The 17,502-nt window shown below is 39.2% G+C and carries 13 protein-coding genes and 1 tRNA gene; 13 read left to right on the top strand and 1 reads right to left on the bottom strand.

What is annotated here, in order from left to right:
* Window positions 1-323: 323 nt before the first annotated feature.
* The gene (locus ACE1OF_RS18840; protein ID WP_448896391.1) at window positions 324-950 is read right to left on the bottom strand and encodes an OmpA family protein; all 627 of its coding nucleotides are present in this window, start codon (window positions 948-950) and stop codon (window positions 324-326) included.
* Window positions 951-1,235: 285 nt separating this feature from the next.
* Between ACE1OF_RS18840 and ACE1OF_RS18835 the strand changes: the two genes are divergently transcribed.
* The 13 genes from ACE1OF_RS18835 to ACE1OF_RS18775 form a co-directional block, all read left to right on the top strand.
* A tRNA-Trp gene (locus tag ACE1OF_RS18835) sits at window positions 1,236-1,312 on the top strand.
* Window positions 1,313-1,381: 69 nt separating this feature from the next.
* A complete protein-coding gene (secE, locus tag ACE1OF_RS18830; protein WP_448896389.1) occupies window positions 1,382-1,765 on the top strand; it encodes a preprotein translocase subunit SecE in 384 nt (127 codons plus the stop codon).
* Window positions 1,765-2,385 (top strand): transcription termination/antitermination protein NusG, encoded by a 621-nt coding sequence (gene nusG, locus ACE1OF_RS18825; RefSeq protein WP_448896388.1) that lies wholly within the window; start codon window positions 1,765-1,767, stop codon window positions 2,383-2,385. The genes secE and nusG overlap by 1 nt, the downstream gene beginning before the upstream one ends.
* A gap of 251 nt (window positions 2,386-2,636) precedes the next feature.
* Window positions 2,637-3,065 carry a 50S ribosomal protein L11 gene (rplK, locus tag ACE1OF_RS18820; RefSeq protein WP_448896386.1) on the top strand — a complete coding sequence of 143 codons (429 nt, stop codon included), beginning with the start codon at window positions 2,637-2,639 and terminating at the stop codon, window positions 3,063-3,065.
* A gap of 3 nt (window positions 3,066-3,068) precedes the next feature.
* Window positions 3,069-3,767: a 50S ribosomal protein L1 gene (gene rplA, locus ACE1OF_RS18815; protein WP_448896385.1), complete on the top strand. Its 699-nt coding sequence runs from the start codon at window positions 3,069-3,071 to the stop codon at window positions 3,765-3,767.
* Window positions 3,768-4,111: 344 nt separating this feature from the next.
* On the top strand, window positions 4,112-4,606 hold the full coding sequence (gene rplJ / locus ACE1OF_RS18810; RefSeq protein ID WP_448896384.1) for a 50S ribosomal protein L10: 495 nt from the start codon (window positions 4,112-4,114) through the stop codon (window positions 4,604-4,606).
* A 144-nt stretch (window positions 4,607-4,750) separates the two neighbouring features.
* Entirely contained in the window at window positions 4,751-5,119 is a 369-nt protein-coding gene (rplL, locus tag ACE1OF_RS18805) for a 50S ribosomal protein L7/L12 (RefSeq protein ID WP_448896382.1), read from the top strand.
* A gap of 256 nt (window positions 5,120-5,375) precedes the next feature.
* Complete coding sequence (gene rpoB, locus ACE1OF_RS18800) at window positions 5,376-9,404, top strand: DNA-directed RNA polymerase subunit beta (protein ID WP_448896381.1); 4,029 nt, start codon at window positions 5,376-5,378, stop codon at window positions 9,402-9,404.
* A gap of 112 nt (window positions 9,405-9,516) precedes the next feature.
* A complete protein-coding gene (gene rpoC / locus ACE1OF_RS18795) occupies window positions 9,517-13,728 on the top strand; it encodes a DNA-directed RNA polymerase subunit beta' (RefSeq protein WP_448896380.1) in 4,212 nt (1,403 codons plus the stop codon).
* Between the two features lie 273 nt (window positions 13,729-14,001).
* Window positions 14,002-14,376, top strand: coding sequence for a 30S ribosomal protein S12 (gene rpsL, locus ACE1OF_RS18790; RefSeq protein WP_448896379.1), 375 nt, complete (start codon window positions 14,002-14,004; stop codon window positions 14,374-14,376).
* Window positions 14,377-14,491: 115 nt separating this feature from the next.
* On the top strand, window positions 14,492-14,965 hold the full coding sequence (gene rpsG, locus ACE1OF_RS18785) for a 30S ribosomal protein S7 (protein ID WP_448896377.1): 474 nt from the start codon (window positions 14,492-14,494) through the stop codon (window positions 14,963-14,965).
* 224 nt (window positions 14,966-15,189) lie between these two features.
* Window positions 15,190-17,289, top strand: coding sequence for an elongation factor G (gene fusA, locus ACE1OF_RS18780; protein WP_448896376.1), 2,100 nt, complete (start codon window positions 15,190-15,192; stop codon window positions 17,287-17,289).
* Window positions 17,290-17,389: 100 nt separating this feature from the next.
* A partial coding sequence (locus tag ACE1OF_RS18775; RefSeq protein WP_448896392.1) for a GTP-binding protein occupies window positions 17,390-17,502 on the top strand: 113 nt, incomplete at its 3' end.

Genomic DNA, 17,502 nt, shown 5'->3' with positions numbered 1-17,502 from the left:
ACCGTAGGTGCTGGTGTAGTATCATCAATTATCGCTTAATTGATAACTAATTTGCGCTAGAATTTATGTTGGTGGCATTGGAAGTAGTTATTGACTAGCGTCAACTCCGTGCTTCCGCTTTGCTAACCCATCATCTAGCATTAAATTAATCTATCAATACTATCTATTAGATACGTTAATTCAAAAGGTCGCTTATGCGGCCTTTTTTGTTTTAAAGCACTTAAAGTTATTTGGGGTGGTGCGGTATCTGGTCTAATACTTACTGGAAGCCTGAATTTGTTCATACTTCCAGTGCTTAATTCAATAAGAGAATCTTGGGAATATTAAGCTTTATTGGGGATAATTTGAATTTCTACACGACGATTTAATGCCCTGTTTTTTTCTGTGTCATTCGAAACAAGTGGTTGGTTTTCGCCGTGCCCCGTAACTTTTAGACGTTCGGCAAGTATATTTTTGTTCACCAAATAATCCTTTACGCTTTGTGCTCTTTGTGTAGATAAGTTCTGATTGAAGGTATTGCTACCGCTGCTGTCGGTATGCCCTTCAATGCTGAGTAAAGTTTTATCAAATTTTGTTAGCACCTTAGCAATGTCATTTAAGGTTGTATGAAAGCCCGTAGAAACATAGGACTGGTTTGTTGCAAAAGTAATGTTTGATGGCATGATAAGACGTATATTATCGCCTTCGCGAACGACGTCTATACCAGAACCAGCGAGCTCATCTCTGAAAGCCTGCTCTTGCTTGTCCATATATTGCCCAATACCTGCGCCAGCAATAGCGCCAATCGCAGCTCCCCAGACTAAACGTTTCTTGTCGTGGTTACCGGTCGATTTGCCGAGTATGGCACCAGCAACAGCGCCTATAGCTGCGCCTTGTTCAGTATTGTTAGCACAGCCGGAAAGCGTAAGAGAAATGGCAATAGCAATTGTAAGCGGATTTTTAAAAATCATAGATGATCCTTTAAACTGATAGTGAAATGTCTGACTAGTATAACTCATCAAAAATTGAAATATGTACGAACCTTGGCTTATATCGAGCAGAAAAGGAATAAATTCAACCAAATTGCCAATTAGAAAATTTGCGGAAGTAATGCAACAAAAATACTTCTTGAGAAATATGCTCGGCTGAGTATAATAGCGCCTCACTTCTCGAGTATCTCTTAATTCCCAATAAAACTAAGATTCACCCGATAAGTGTAACTATTGCTTTAGCGAAGATATTGCTTTATGCATTGTAGGGGTGTAGTTCCAATTGGTAGAACAGCGGTCTCCAAAACCGATGGTTGGGAGTTCGAGTCTCTCCACCCCTGCCATTTTGTTAAAAAGTCTCGGAATTGTGTTTCCAGATGGTTTCAAATTTGACGATAATTACGGATTGAAATATGAATGCAAGTACAGAAGAACAACCAAGCAGTTCTCTAGACGGCTTAAAGTGGGGCGTTATTGTCTTATTATTAATAGCTGCTATTGGTGGAAATTATTATTATGGCCAAGAATCAGTGCTATTACGTGCGGTTGGTGTAGTGCTTGCTGTTGGTATTGCTGGCTTAATTGCTATGCAAACATTAAAAGGGCGTACGGCTGTTGCATTTGCTAAAGAATCACGAACCGAAGTGCGTAAAGTGGTTTGGCCAACCCGCCAAGAAGCTATTCAAACGACAGGTATAGTATTGGTAGTTACATTGTTAATGTCATTACTGCTTTGGGGATTAGATTCAGTTCTTTTCTGGATAGTCGGCTTAATTACAGGAATGAAGGTATTATAATGTCTGAAGATTTTATTGAAGATTCTGCTGATAGCGATGAAAATGAAGTAGTACAGCCAGAAATTACAGAAGCTGCTGCGAAGAATCCAAAATTGAGATGGTATGTGGTACAAGCATTTTCTGGCTATGAAGGTCGAGTTCAAAAAACCTTGCTTGAGCATATCGAAATTCAAGGGTTACAAGAAAAATTTGGTGAAGTATTAGTACCTACTGAAGAAGTTGTTGAAATGCGTGCAGGGCAAAAGCGTAAAAGCTCTCGCAAATTCTTTCCTGGCTATGTATTAGTACAAATGGAAATGGATGAGCAATCTTGGCACTTAGTGAAAAGTGTACCAAGAGTTTTAGGTTTTATTGGTGGAACGAGTGACCGTCCTGCACCTATTACACAAAAAGAAGCAGATCGAATCCTTCAACGCCTTGTTGATACAGATAAACCTAAACCTAAAACCTTATTTGAACCAGGTGAAGTTATTCGTGTTATTGATGGTCCATTTGCTGATTTCAATGGTGTTGTTGAAGAACTTGATTATGAGAAAAACCGTATAAAAGTTTCCGTACTTATTTTTGGTCGCTCAACACCTGTTGATCTTGAGTTCGGTCAAGTTGAAAAAGGAAGTTAAATTAAAGTAATTTTTCTTTAATTAATAAACCAAAGAGCTATCTTTGGTTTTTTTATATCTTTTTATAAACAATAGAATAATCACTTGAAACCGCGTTAGTGAATGGTATATAATCCGCTGCCGCGTTTTTTTAGCGCGGTCTAAATTAAGTTTTTATTGTTTAATACAAATAAAACATTTAGTAAACAGGGAAGCGAAAACTGTTAGTAGCAGTGATTAGCGTTACTTACCCATAATGAAGGTATTTTAAAATGGCTAAAAAAGTCCAAGCTTTAATCAAGCTACAAGTAGCTGCTGGTGCAGCTAACCCGTCGCCACCAGTTGGTCCTGCATTAGGTCAACATGGTGTGAACATCATGGAATTTTGTAAAGCGTTTAACGCAAAAACAGATTCTTTAGAAAAAGGTGCTCCGGTTCCAGTTGTAATTACTGTTTATAGTGACCGTTCATTTACTTTTGAAACAAAAACCCCACCTGCTGCTTATTTACTTTTAAAAGCTGCTGGTGTAAAAAGTGGCTCTGGTCGTCCTAACACAGAAAAAGTTGGAACTGTAACTACAGCTCAACTTGAAGAAATTGTTAAGACAAAAGAATCTGATTTAACTGCTGGTTCTATGGAAGCTGCAGTGCGTACCATTGCGGGCAGTGCTCGTTCAATGGGTTTAGTGGTAGAGGACTAATCAATGGCTAAATTAACAAAACGCGCTCGTCTTATCCGTGAAAAAGTAGACGTAACAAAAGAATATGATATTAACGAAGCAGTTTCTTTATTAAAAGAATTTGCTACAGCGAAATTCCGCGAAAGTGTTGATGTTGCTGTGAATCTTGGTATCGATGCTCGTAAATCTGATCAAAACGTTCGTGGTGCTGCTGTACTACCTAATGGTACTGGTCGTGATGTACGTGTTGCTGTATTTACACAAGGCGCAAACGCAGAAAAAGCAAAAGAAGCTGGTGCTGATGTTGTTGGTATGGAAGACCTAGCTGAATTAGTTAAGAAAGGCGAGATGAACTTTGATGTTGTAATCGCTTCTCCTGACGCAATGCGTGTAGTTGGCCAATTAGGCCAAATATTAGGCCCACGTGGTTTAATGCCTAACCCTAAAGTTGGCACTGTAACTCCTGACGTAGCTGGTGCAGTTAAGAATGCTAAGTCTGGTCAAGTACGTTACCGCAATGATAAGAACGGTATCATCCATACTACGATTGGTAAGGCTGATTTCGAATCAACTCAATTGCAAGAAAACTTAGAATTTTTGCTAGAAGCGCTTAAAAAAGCAAAACCAGCAAATGCTAAAGGTCAATACATTAAAAAGATTTCACTTTCTACTACTATGGGTGCTGGTGTTGCCGTTAACCAAGCTAGCTTGACTGTAGCTTAATTGTAGAAAAGTAAATTTCATTTATTTGAACTTTACAAAGGCGAAATTATAACCTATAATTTCGCCCCTTAAATTTTGGTAGGAGTTTGTCTATCTAATTCTGTCTTTGATAGAATAGGAACAAACCCCCGTCCAAGACCGTAGGTGTAAAATGATGTGGATAAATAGGTATTACTAAATTTATACCTTGTCGTTTTACTTAATCTCCTACGTAGATGGTGATTACCCAGATATTTTTTCCTTAAATTCTGGTCCTCGCCGTAATGGCCTAACAATTAGATTACTAACTGTTAGGGATTGTAAATACCGGTAATTTTTCCGGTTTGAACCAGGAGTTAAAGCCAATGGCTATCAATCTTGATGACAAAAAAGCAATTGTTGCTGAAGTTCAAGAAGCTGCCGCTGGCGCTCAATCAGCTGTTATCGCGGATGCCCGTGGTGTAACAGTTGAGGCAATTACTGTATTGCGTAAGCAAGCACGTGAAAATGGCGTATGGATGAAAGTTGTCCGTAACACATTAGCACGTCGTGCAGTAGCAGGTACGGATTTTGAATGTGTTAATGATACATTTGTAGGCCCTACACTAATTGCATTTTCAAACGAACACCCAGGTGCTGCGGCACGCTTATTCACAGATTTCGCTAAAACTAACGAAAAATTTGAATTAAAAGCGGCAGCATTTGAAGGTAATCTTGTCGACGTAAATATGTTAGCTAAGCTACCAACTTACGACGAAGCAATTGCCCGTTTAATGAGCGCTATGAAAGAACCATCTGCCGGCAAATTATGCCGTACGATTGCTGCAGTTCGCGATCAGAAAGAACAAGAAGCTGCTTAATAGTTTTTCTTATTGTAAGAAATCTATTTTGGCTAGTATTAACTTTAATAACAGCCAAGCTTATTGTATTTAATAGTTATTCAAACAGTGCTTATGACTTCAAAATGAAGCAAAGACTGTTTCTTAAAAACAGGAAATTTTATAATGTCTATTTCTAAAGACGATATCCTAAACGCTATTGCTGAAATGTCAGTAATGGATGTAGTTGCATTAATCGAAGCTATGGAAGAGAAGTTTGGCGTATCTGCTGCTGCTGCTGTTGCTGTTGCTGGCGGTGATGCTGGTGCTTCTGCTGAAGAACAAACTGAATTTGATGTTGTTCTAACTAGCTTTGGTGATAAGAAAGTTGCAGTAATTAAAGCTGTTCGTGGCGCTACAGGTTTAGGCCTTAAAGAAGCTAAAGAGTTAGTTGAAGCTGCTCCTAAAGCAATCAAAGAAGGCGTAGAAAAAGCTGAAGCTGAAGAGCTTAAGAAAACTCTTGAAGAAGCTGGTGCTTCTGTTGAGATCAAATAGTCTGTTACTAAACAGATTGTTTGCCTGAAAAGGCATGGCTGGTGATTTTAACGTCACCGGCCTTTTTGCGCTTTTTACTGTTATAAAACAAAGACTGTTTTAAACAAAAACAGGGCAGTGTGTTTTATTGTAAAAGTGTTAGGTGATTTTTATAATTATCTAGTAATGTTTAGACGTAAACATTACCTAAATAACCTGTCTATGTAAGGATACTTACTAGACAGATTTGGCCATAACCAGCAAGCTGAGGAACCCCATGGCTTACTCATACTTTGAGAAAAAGCGAATTAGAAAGGACTTTGGTAAAAGTGCACAAGTAATGGAATATCCATTCTTGTTGTCCATTCAACTCGATTCTTTCCGCAAGTTTATTGATATTGATACCACAGGTGAAACCGGTCTAGAGGCTGCTTTCCGTTCTATTTTCCCAATAAAAGCTTATTCAGGTAGCTCAGAATTACAATATGTAAGCTATCGTTTAGGCGAACCGTTATTTGATGTTAAAGAATGTCAAATACGTGGTGTAACTTATTCTGCACCGCTACGCGTTAAATTGCGCTTGGTGGTATACGATAAAGAAGCCCCGGCAGGTACTGTAAAAGATATCAAAGAGCAAGAAGTGTACATGGGTGAAATCCCGTTGATGACAGATAACGGTACTTTTGTAATTAATGGTACTGAGCGTGTTATCGTCTCACAATTACACCGTTCACCAGGTGTTTTCTTTGATCACGATAAAGGTAAAACGCATTCATCGGGTAAAGTGTTATATAACGCACGCGTGATTCCTTACCGCGGTTCATGGTTAGATTTTGAATTTGATCCAAAAGATAACTTATTTGTACGTATAGACAGACGCCGTAAATTACCAGCGTCAATTATATTACGTGCATTAGAATATTCTACAGAAGAAATCTTAGATATTTTCTACGATACAACTAATTTTGCTATAAAAGGCGATAAGTTGGTTATGGATCTTATCCCAGATCGTCTTCGTGGAGAAACAGCTACTTTTGATATTTCGATCGAGAAAGGTGAAATATTAGTAGAGTCTGGTCGTCGTATAACGGCTCGTCATATTAATGCACTAAATAAAGCTAAAGTTGATTCGTTAGAAGTACCAGCTGAATATATTGTTGGTAAAGTGCTATCGAAAGCCTATATTGATAAATCAACAGGTGAAGTTATTGCTGAAGCGAATGCTGAATTAACCTTAGAGTTACTAGCGCAGTTGAGTCAAGCAGGACATAAATCTATCTCTACCCTATATATGAATGAATTTGATGTTGGTTCATATATGTCTGATACATTACGTGTTGATAGCTCAACTAATCGCCTAGAAGCGTTGGTTGAAATTTATCGTATGATGCGCCCTGGTGAGCCACCGACAAAAGATGCAGCTGAAACCTTATTCAGTAATTTATTCTTTGCTTCAGAACGTTATGACTTATCGACTGTAGGTCGTATGAAGTTTAATCGTCGAGTAGGTAATGCTGATGATATTGGTTCAGGTATCTTATCACAAGATGATATTATCTCAGTGATGAAAACCTTAATTGACATTCGTGATGGCAAAGGCGAAGTTGATGATATTGACCATTTAGGTAACCGTCGTATTCGTTCTGTTGGCGAAATGGCTGAAAACCAGTTCCGTGTTGGTCTTGTTCGTGTTGAACGTGCTGTTCGTGAACGTTTAAGTCTAGGTGATTTAGATGCGATTATGCCGCAAGATTTGATTAACGCTAAGCCAATTTCTGCGGCAGTGAAAGAATTCTTTGGTTCTTCACAATTATCACAGTTTATGGATCAAAACAACCCGTTATCAGAAGTTACCCATAAGCGTCGTATTTCTGCTTTAGGGCCGGGTGGTTTAACGCGCGAACGTGCTGGTTTTGAGGTGCGAGATGTGCATCCAACGCATTACGGTCGTGTTTGTCCAATTGAAACGCCTGAGGGGCCAAACATTGGTTTGATCAACTCGCTTTCATGTTACGCACGCACTAACGATTTTGGGTTCTTAGAAACACCATATCGTAAGGTCGTTGATGGCCTAGTTACAGAAGAAATTGACTACTTGTCAGCAATTGAAGAGGGTAATTTTGTAATTGCTCAAGCAAATGCTGAACGTGATGCATCTGATATGTTGATTGAAGACTTAGTTAACTGTCGCCATAAAAATGAATTTACATTAAAGGCTCCTGCTGAAGTTCAATATATGGATGTTTCACCTCAACAAATTATTTCTGTTGCGGCGTCACTTATTCCTTTCCTTGAACACGATGATGCTAACCGTGCCTTAATGGGCTCGAACATGCAACGTCAAGCAGTACCAACCCTTATCGTCGATAAGCCTCTTGTAGGTACTGGTATGGAAAAAGTAGTTGCTGTTGATTCAGGTGTAACAGCTGTTGCTAAACGTGGTGGTGTTGTGAGTTATGTTGATGCCTCACGCATTGTAGTAAAAGTAAATGAAAATGAAATGCGTGCTGGTGAAGCAGGTATTGATATTTACAACTTAACTAAATATACCCGTTCTAACCAAAACACATGTATTAACCAACGTCCAGTATGCCGTATGGGTGAACCAGTGGTTCGTGGTGATGTATTAGCCGATGGTCCTTCAACGGATATGGGTGAATTAGCACTTGGTCAAAATATGCGTATCGCCTTTATGCCGTGGAATGGTTACAACTTTGAAGATTCAATGTTGTTATCTGAACGTGTTGCTATTGAGGATAGATTTACTACCATTCATATACAAGAGCTAACATGTATCGCTCGTGATACTAAGCTAGGTAGTGAAGAGATTACTGCTGATATTCCTAATGTTGGTGAATCAGCTTTATCTAAATTAGATGAAGCGGGTGTTGTCTATATTGGTGCTGAAGTGAACGGTGGTGACATTTTAGTGGGTAAAGTTACTCCTAAAGGTGAAACACAATTAACACCAGAAGAAAAACTTTTACGTGCAATTTTTGGTGAGAAAGCAGCTGATGTAAAAGACAGTTCTTTGCGTGTACCAAACTCTGTCAAAGGTACAATCATAGACGTACAAATATTCACTCGTGACGGTGTTGAAAAAGATGCTCGTGCGATTGAAATTGAAGAAATGCAGCTTAAAGAAGTTAAGAAAGATCTTGGTGATGAATTAAGTATTTTGGAAGATGGCATTTATGCACGTACCAAGAAGTTATTACTTTCTGCTGGTTTAAACGAGTCTGACCTAACGTCAATGTCTCGTGATAAGTGGTTATCACAAAACTTATCAAATGAAGACCAGCAAGCAGAACTAGAACAAATAGCTGAGCAATACGATAATATTAAAGAAGACTTCGATAAGAAGTATGAAATTAAACGTCGTAAAATTACGCAAGGTGATGACTTACAACCAGGCGTGTTAAAAATAGTTAAAGTTTATTTAGCTGTTAAGCGTCGCATACAGCCAGGTGATAAAATGGCTGGTCGTCATGGTAATAAAGGTGTTATTTCAAATGTAGTACCTGTTGAAGATATGCCGTACGACGAGCATGGTGTGCCAGTGGATGTTGTTTTAAATCCACTAGGTGTACCATCACGTATGAACATCGGTCAGATCTTAGAAACTCACTTAGGTATGGCTGCACGTGGTATCGGTGAAAAAATTAACCGCATGTTAGAAGCCCAGCAAGAAATTCATAAACTGCGTAACTTTATTCAAGAAGTTTACAATGTAGGTGAATCTCGTCAAGAAGTTGATGTTGCGAGTTTCTCTGATGAGGAAGTATTGCGCTTGGCTGGAAACTTACGTGCCGGTTTACCTATTGCAACACCAGCATTTGATGGCGCTGCAGAAAAAGAGATTAAAGAATTATTTAAACTCGCAGATATGCCAGAAAGCGGTCAGTTTACTTTAACTGATGGTCGTACTGGTCGCGAGTTTGAACGTCCTGTAACGGTTGGTTACATGTATATGCTGAAATTAAACCATTTAGTTGATGATAAAATGCATGCACGTTCTACTGGTTCTTATAGCTTAGTTACACAGCAACCTCTTGGTGGTAAAGCACAATTCGGTGGTCAACGTTTCGGTGAGATGGAAGTATGGGCCTTAGAAGCGTACGGCGCGGCTTATACGCTACAAGAAATGCTGACGGTTAAATCTGATGATGTTGCCGGTCGTACTAAAATGTATAAAAACTTAGTAGACGGTGATCACCGTATGGATCCAGGTATTCCTGAGTCATTCAATGTATTACTTAAAGAAATTCGTTCTCTAGGTATTAACATTGAATTAGACCAAGACTAGGTTCTAAGCAATGAGTCGCTGAACACTGATAATTTGAAAATCAGTGATGCAGTAAGCGGAGAAGGTAAAATATTACCTTCTTCTATAGATTTAACTCCGACAGGAGAAGAGTGTGAAAGATTTACTTAAGTTTCTTAAGCAACAAAATCAAACAGAAGATTTCGATGGTATTCGCATCGGTCTAGCCTCGCCAGATTTGGTACGTTCATGGTCATTTGGTGAGGTTAAAAAACCTGAAACCATCAACTACCGTACGTTCAAACCTGAGCGAGATGGCTTATTTTGTGCGCGTATTTTTGGTCCAGTAAAAGATTATGAATGTCTTTGTGGAAAATACAAACGCTTAAAGCATCGTGGTGTCATTTGTGAAAAATGTGGTGTGGAAGTTACGTTAACTAAAGTTCGTCGTGAACGTATGGGTCATATCGAATTAGCTAGCCCTGTTGCTCATATCTGGTTTTTAAAATCATTACCGTCACGTATTGGTTTATTACTTGATATGACATTACGTGATATTGAACGCGTACTTTATTTTGAATCTTATGTTGTCACTGAACCTGGTATGACAACATTAGAGAAAAGCCAAATTCTAACGGAAGAAGAATATCTTGATGCCTTAGAAGAACACGGTGATGAATTTGACGCCCTTATGGGAGCCGAAGCTGTTTTAGCTTTACTACAACAAATTGATTTAGATGGTGAAGTAGCGCAAATGCGTGAAGAACTACCTGAAATCGGTAGTGAAACAAAACGTAAAAAAATCACTAAGCGTTTAAAATTAATGGAAGCATTTGCTGCTTCAGGCAACAAGCCTGAGTGGATGATTATGAATGTTCTTCCTATTTTACCGCCAGATTTACGTCCATTAGTTCCATTAGATGGTGGCCGCTTTGCGACCTCTGATTTGAATGATCTATACCGTCGTGTAATCAACCGTAACAACCGTTTAAAACGTCTTTTAGATCTCGTTGCCCCAGACATTATTGTACGTAACGAAAAACGGATGTTACAAGAGTCTGTTGATGCGCTTTTAGATAACGGTCGTCGTGGTCGCGCTATTACGGGGTCTAACAAACGTCCTTTAAAATCACTTGCCGATATGATTAAAGGTAAGCAAGGTCGTTTCCGTCAAAACTTACTAGGTAAGCGTGTAGATTACTCTGGTCGTTCTGTAATTACCGTGGGTCCAACATTGAAACTTCATCAATGTGGTTTACCCAAGAAAATGGCATTAGAATTATTTAAACCATTTATTTACGGTGTGTTAGAGCGTCGTGGTTTAGCCACTACGATAAAGGCAGCTAAAAAATTAGTAGAACGTGAAGGCGCGGAAGTTTGGGATGTACTTGATGAAGTTATCCGTGAACATCCAGTTATGCTTAACCGTGCACCAACCTTGCATAGATTAGGTATTCAAGCGTTTGAACCCGTGTTGATTGAAGGTAAAGCAATTCACCTTCATCCATTAGTTTGTGCGGCATATAATGCCGATTTCGATGGTGACCAAATGGCTGTACATGTGCCATTAACAATCGAAGCGCAAATGGAAGCACGTACGTTGATGATGTCAACAAATAACGTGCTGGCACCAGCAAACGGTGAGCCAATTATCGTTCCATCACAAGATGTTGTATTAGGTCTCTATTACCTAACACGTGATCGTGTCAATGGCTTAGGTGAAGGCATGGTGTTTGTAGACACCAAAGAAGCTGAAAAAGCATACCGTACTGGTGTTGCCGAGCTTCATGCCCGTGTTAAAATTCGCATCACAGAATACGTAAAAAATACTAATGGCGAATATGAAGCAAAAACTAGCTTACGAAATACAACAGTAGGTCGTGCTATTTTATGGCAAGTATGTCCAAAAGGTTTGCCGTATGATGTAATCGATCAGCCATTGGCCAAAAAAGCAATTTCAAAATTGATTAACCATGCTTACCGTACACTAGGCTTAAAAGATACGGTTATCTTCGCTGATCATATTATGTACACTGGTTTTCATTATGCAATGATTGCAGGTGCTTCTGTTGGTATCGATGATATGGTTATTCCTGAAGCGAAATATACCATTATTGAAGACTCAGAAGCGGAAGTTGCTGAGATTCAAGCACAGTTTGATCAAGGCCTTGTAACTGCCGGTGAGAAATACAACAAAGTTATCGATATTTGGTCGTCAGCGAACGAAAAAGTGTCGAAAGCGATGATGGATAACTTGTCTAAAGAACAAATCTTAAATCGTGACGGTGAAATGGAAGAACAAGATTCTTTCAACTCAATCTTTATGATGGCTGATTCGGGTGCTCGTGGTAGTGCTGCGCAGATTCGCCAGTTAGCTGGTATGCGTGGTTTGATGGCTAAACCAGACGGTTCAATCATCGAAACGCCTATCAAGGCGAACTTCCGTGAAGGTTTGAACGTATCTGAATACTTTATCTCAACACATGGTGCGCGTAAAGGTTTGGCTGATACAGCATTGAAAACGGCTAACTCAGGTTACTTAACTCGTCGTTTAGTTGATGTTGCACAAGATTTGGTTGTAACAGAGCATGACTGTGGTACAACTGATGGCTTATTAATGACACCATTGATTGAAGGTGGTGATGTTGTTGAGCCACTACGCGAACGTGTATTAGGTCGTGTTGTTTGTGAAGATGTCTTTATTCCAGGTACTGAAGAAGTTCTGCTTCCACGTAATACCTTAATTGACGAAGCGCTTTGTGATGTTATTGAAGAAAATTCAGTTGATCACATCAAAGTACGTTCAATTATTACTTGTGAAACTGATTTTGGTATTTGTGCAAACTGTTATGGTCGTGATTTGGCTCGTGGTCATATGATTAACCAAGGTGAGGCAATTGGTGTTGTGGCAGCACAGTCAATTGGTGAACCAGGTACTCAGCTTACCATGCGTACGTTCCACATCGGTGGTGCAGCATCTCGTGCGTCAGCTGAAAATAGTGTACAAGTGAATAACACAGGTATACTGAAATTACAGAATGCTAAATTTGTTACAAACTCAGACAAACATATTGTTATAACCTCGCGTTCATCTGAATTAACGGTTATTGATGATATGGGTCGTGTTACTGAAAACTACAAAGTACCTTACGGTGCTGTACTTTCTAAGAGTGACGGTGAAACCGTAACTGCTGGCGATACAATCGCCAACTGGGATCCACATACGCATCCGATCATTACAGAAGTAAAAGGTAAAGTACAATTTGTTGATTTGATCGATGGTGTAACCATGGTTCGTCAAACAGATGAGCTAACAGGTTTATCAAGCATTGTTATTACTGAAGCGGCTCAACGTAGCGCAAGTGGTAAAGAAATGCGCCCAGCATTAAAGCTAGTTGATGCTAAAGGTAAAGATGTAATGATTGCGGGTACTGAAATTCCTGCGCTTTATTACTTACCAGGTAATGCAATTGTAAACCTTGAAGATGGTGCCGAAGTAAGTATTGGTGATGCGTTAGCGCGTATACCACAAGCAAGTTCAAAAACTCGCGATATTACGGGTGGTTTACCTCGTGTTGCTGATTTATTTGAAGCGCGTAAGCCTAAATTACCAGCAATTCTTGCTGAGAAAACAGGTGTTATCGGTTTCGGTAAAGAAACAAAAGGCAAAGTACGTCTACTTATTACTCAACCTAGCGGCGAAGTATATGAAGAGATGATCCCGAAAACACGTCAATTAAATGTGTTTGAAGGTGAACAAGTGGCTAAAGGTGAAGTTATTGCCGATGGCCCTGAGTCTCCACATGATATTTTACGTTTACGTGGTGTTGCACCAGTTGCGAATTACATTGTGAATGAAGTACAAGAAGTTTATCGTTTACAAGGTGTAAAGATTAACGACAAGCATATTGAAGTTATCGTACGTCAAATGATCCGTAAATGTGAGATTCTTGATGCTGGTGACAGTAATTTCTTAAAAGGTGAGCAAGTGGAAGTTGCTCGCGTTAACATTGCTAACCGTGATCTTGAAGCACAAGGTAAAGTGCCAGCTGAATATGAAATGCAAATGATGGGGATCACTAAAGCTTCTTTAGCTACCGAATCATTCATTTCGGCTGCATCTTTCCAAGAAACAACACGTGTGCTTACAGAAGCTGCTGTTGCAGGTAAGAAAGATGGCTTACGTGGCTTGAAAGAAAACGTTATCGTTGGACGTTTGATTCCTGCTGGTACAGGTTATGCCTACCATCAAGAACGTGCTAAAGCGAAAGCAGCTTTCGATGCTCATGAAGATACCACTGTATCGGCAGATGAAGCAGAACAAGCATTAGCTGATGCATTAAGCGCAGACTTAGGCTCAGAATAAGTTGATGAGTTAGCTTTAACTTAAAAGCTATTCATCAAGTTAACTTTATAAAAAAACCGTACCTGAAAAGAGTACGGTTTTTTTGTTTAAGTTAGTCGATAAGCCAGTTATTACTTGACAGTAAGCTCTTTGGCCTATAGAATTTCGCGACCTTATATTCCGTGCTCAGTAGGTACAATGTTGTAAGGTAAGATTTTTCACGTTTATAAGTGGGTGATATGGCAAACTTAGTCAATAAAAATCCCCCAATGTTTTAACTGAACAGGAGCTATAATGGCAACTATTAACCAACTAGTACGTAAACCACGTGTTAGACAGGTATCAAAAAGTAATGTTCCAGCGTTACAAGCCTGCCCACAACGTCGTGGCGTATGTACTCGTGTATATACAACTACACCTAAAAAACCTAACTCAGCACTTCGTAAAGTTGCTCGTGTTCGTTTAACTAACGGCTACGAAGTAACTTCTTACATTGGTGGTGAAGGACATAATTTACAAGAACATAGCGTGATTTTAATCCGTGGTGGTCGTGTTAAAGATTTACCAGGTGTGCGTTATCACACCGTTCGTGGCGCACTAGATTGTTCTGGTGTAAGCGATAGAAGACAAGGCCGTTCTAAATACGGTGCTAAACGACCTAAATCTTAAGTTTCCATCCTTTACCATTTAGATCGGTAAAAGACAAAAACGTTAAGTAAGGCCAAATGAAAATTTTTTAAATTTATATATTTTGGATTATTCCTGAATACTACGGAGAATTAAGATGCCAAGAAGACGCGTCGTAGGGCAACGTAAAATATTGCCAGATCCTAAGTTCCATAACGAACTTTTAGCAAAATTCATCAACATTCTTATGGTTGATGGTAAAAAATCTACTGCAGAAAAAATTGTATACGGTGCATTAGATATTTTGACTGAAAAAAATTCTGAAAAGACTCACTTAGAGCTTTTTGAAATTGCTTTAGATAACATCCGTCCACAAGTCGAAGTTAAATCTCGTCGTGTAGGTGGTTCTACTTATCAAGTACCAGTTGAAGTACGCCCAGTGCGTCGTAATGCTCTAGCCATGCGTTGGTTAGTTGAAGCAGCTCGTAAACGTGGTGAAAAATCAATGGCTCAGCGCCTAGCTAACGAAATGTTAGATGCGTCTGACAGCAAAGGTTCAGCGGTTAAGAAACGTGAAGACGTTCACCGTATGGCTGAAGCTAACAAAGCATTCGCTCACTACCGCTGGTAACCCTTAGGTAATGTTTGAATGTAATGCTAACTTTAGGAGTTTATCTTAAAGTCAGTACATGGCTAGCAAGAGTTTATCTTGCTAGCCATACTTGTTTTTAACATTGGTGTTTTTACTAAGTTTAATAAATAAAGCAATTAATATTTGAGTGCTTTATTTATTTAATTATTTAGCCGGTTAGTTTAACTCTATCGTTAAACTAGAAAGCATAAGAGGAATTTAAATTGGCCCGTATCACCCCTATTGAGCGCTATCGCAATATCGGTATTTGTGCGCATGTAGATGCAGGTAAAACAACTACAACTGAACGCGTACTTTTTTACACTGGTCTTTCTCATAAAATAGGTGAAGTCCATGATGGTGCTGCCACCATGGACTGGATGGAGCAAGAACAGGAAAGAGGTATTACTATTACCTCAGCCGCAACAACTTGTTTTTGGAAAGGAATGGAAGGTCAATTTGAAGATCATCGAATTAATATTATAGACACTCCAGGACATGTCGATTTTACCATCGAAGTTGAACGTTCATTAAGAGTACTTGATGGCGCAGTGCTAGTCCTATGTGCTTCTTCTGGTGTGCAACCACAAACAGAAACTGTTTGGCGTCAAATGGAAAAATATGAAGTTCCAAGAATGGTTTTTGTTAATAAAATGGATCGTTCAGGTGCGAGTTTTCTGTCAGTTGTAGAGCAGTTGAAAACTAGACTAGGGGCTAATGCAGTACCAATACACTTAGCTATTGGTGCAGAAGAAGATTTTCGTGGTGTTGTTGATTTAGTTAAAATGAAAGCGATTAATTGGTCTGAAGCAGATCAAGGAATGACATTCACTTATGAAGATATTCCAGCTGATATGCTTGATTTAGCTGAAGAATGGCGTGAACATCTAGTGTCAGAAGCAGCTGAAGCCAGTGAAGAGTTAATGGATAAATACCTTGAAGAAGGTGAGTTAACGGAAGCTGAAATCAAAGCAGGATTACGCATAAGAACATTGGCTAATGAGTTAATCTTATGTAGTTGTGGTAGTGCGTTTAAGAATAAAGGCGTGCAAGCGGTACTTGATGCTGTCATTGAGTATTTACCATCACCAACAGAAGTTGCTGCTATAACTGGCATTAATGACGATAAAGATGAAACTGAAGGGTCACGACCAGCAGATGATAACGAACCCTTTGCAGCATTGGCCTTTAAAATAGCAACAGATCCCTTTGTAGGCACACTTACTTTCTTCCGTGTTTATTCTGGTGTTGTTAAAACGGGTGATAGTGTTTATAACCCAATTAAAGGCAAAAAAGAACGTTTTGGCCGTATCGTACAAATGCATGCTAACGACAGACAAGAAATTAAAGAAGTACGTGCTGGTGATATAGCGGCTGCAATTGGCTTAAAAGATGTTACAACGGGAGATACCCTTTGTGATGCTAATCACGTAATAACCCTTGAACGTATGGAATTTCCTGAGCCAGTAATTTCAGTCGCTGTAGAACCAAGAACGCTAGCAGCTCAAGAAAAAATGGGCATTGCTTTAGGAAAACTTGCTGCAGAAGATCCGTCGTTCAGAGTACACACAGATGATGAAACGGGACAAACCATTATTTCAGGAATGGGGGAGTTACATTTAGATATTCTGGTTGAACGAATGAAACGTGAATTTGGCGTGGAATGTAATGTGGGTAATCCACAAGTATCGTACCGTGAAACTATTCGCAAAAGTGTGGAAGTTGAAGGCAAGTTCGTTCGACAGTCAGGTGGTAAGGGTCAATATGGTCATGTTTGGCTTAAAATGGAGCCTTTAGAAGAAGGCGCAGGGTTTGAATTTGTTAACGAAACGGTTGGCGGTTCAGTACCTAAAGAATATATTCCTGCAGTAGAGAAAGGCTGTAAAGAGCAAATGGAAAGTGGTGTTTTAGCTGGTTTCCCATTATTAGACATTAAAGTTACGCTTTTTGATGGTTCTTTCCATGATGTTGACTCAAATGAGATGGCATTTAAAGTTGCTGCCTCTATTGGTTTTAAAAATGGTGCGCTACAAGCAAATCCTGTAATATTAGAACCAATGATGAAAGTGGAAGTATCTACACCTGAAGCCAATATGGGGGATGTTGTAGGTGACTTAAATCGTCGACGCGGCATTATCGACGGTATGGACGAAGGTCCAGCAGGTTCTAAAATTGTAAATGCATTGGTACCCTTATCCGAAATGTTCGGTTATGCTACCGACTTGCGTAGTGCTACCCAAGGTCGTGCATCTTACTCTATGGAGTTTCAGCAATATAATGAAGCACCAAAATTGGTAGCACAAAAAATTATGGAAACTCGTTAGATTTCTATAATTTACAATAAGCAAGATTTACAACAAGCGCGGTCGTTTTGACTGTTGCTTTTATTTTTTATAGCAAAATAAACTTTAAGGTAATTGAAAAATGGCTAAAGAAAAATTTGAACGTAATAAACCACATGTAAACGTTGGTACTATCGGACACGTTGATCACGGTAAAACAACTTTAACAGCCGCTATCTCTGCGGTATTAACTAA

The organism is Colwellia sp. E150_009 (genome assembly GCF_053543955.1).
This window is presented reverse-complemented; position numbering and strand designations above follow the sequence as displayed.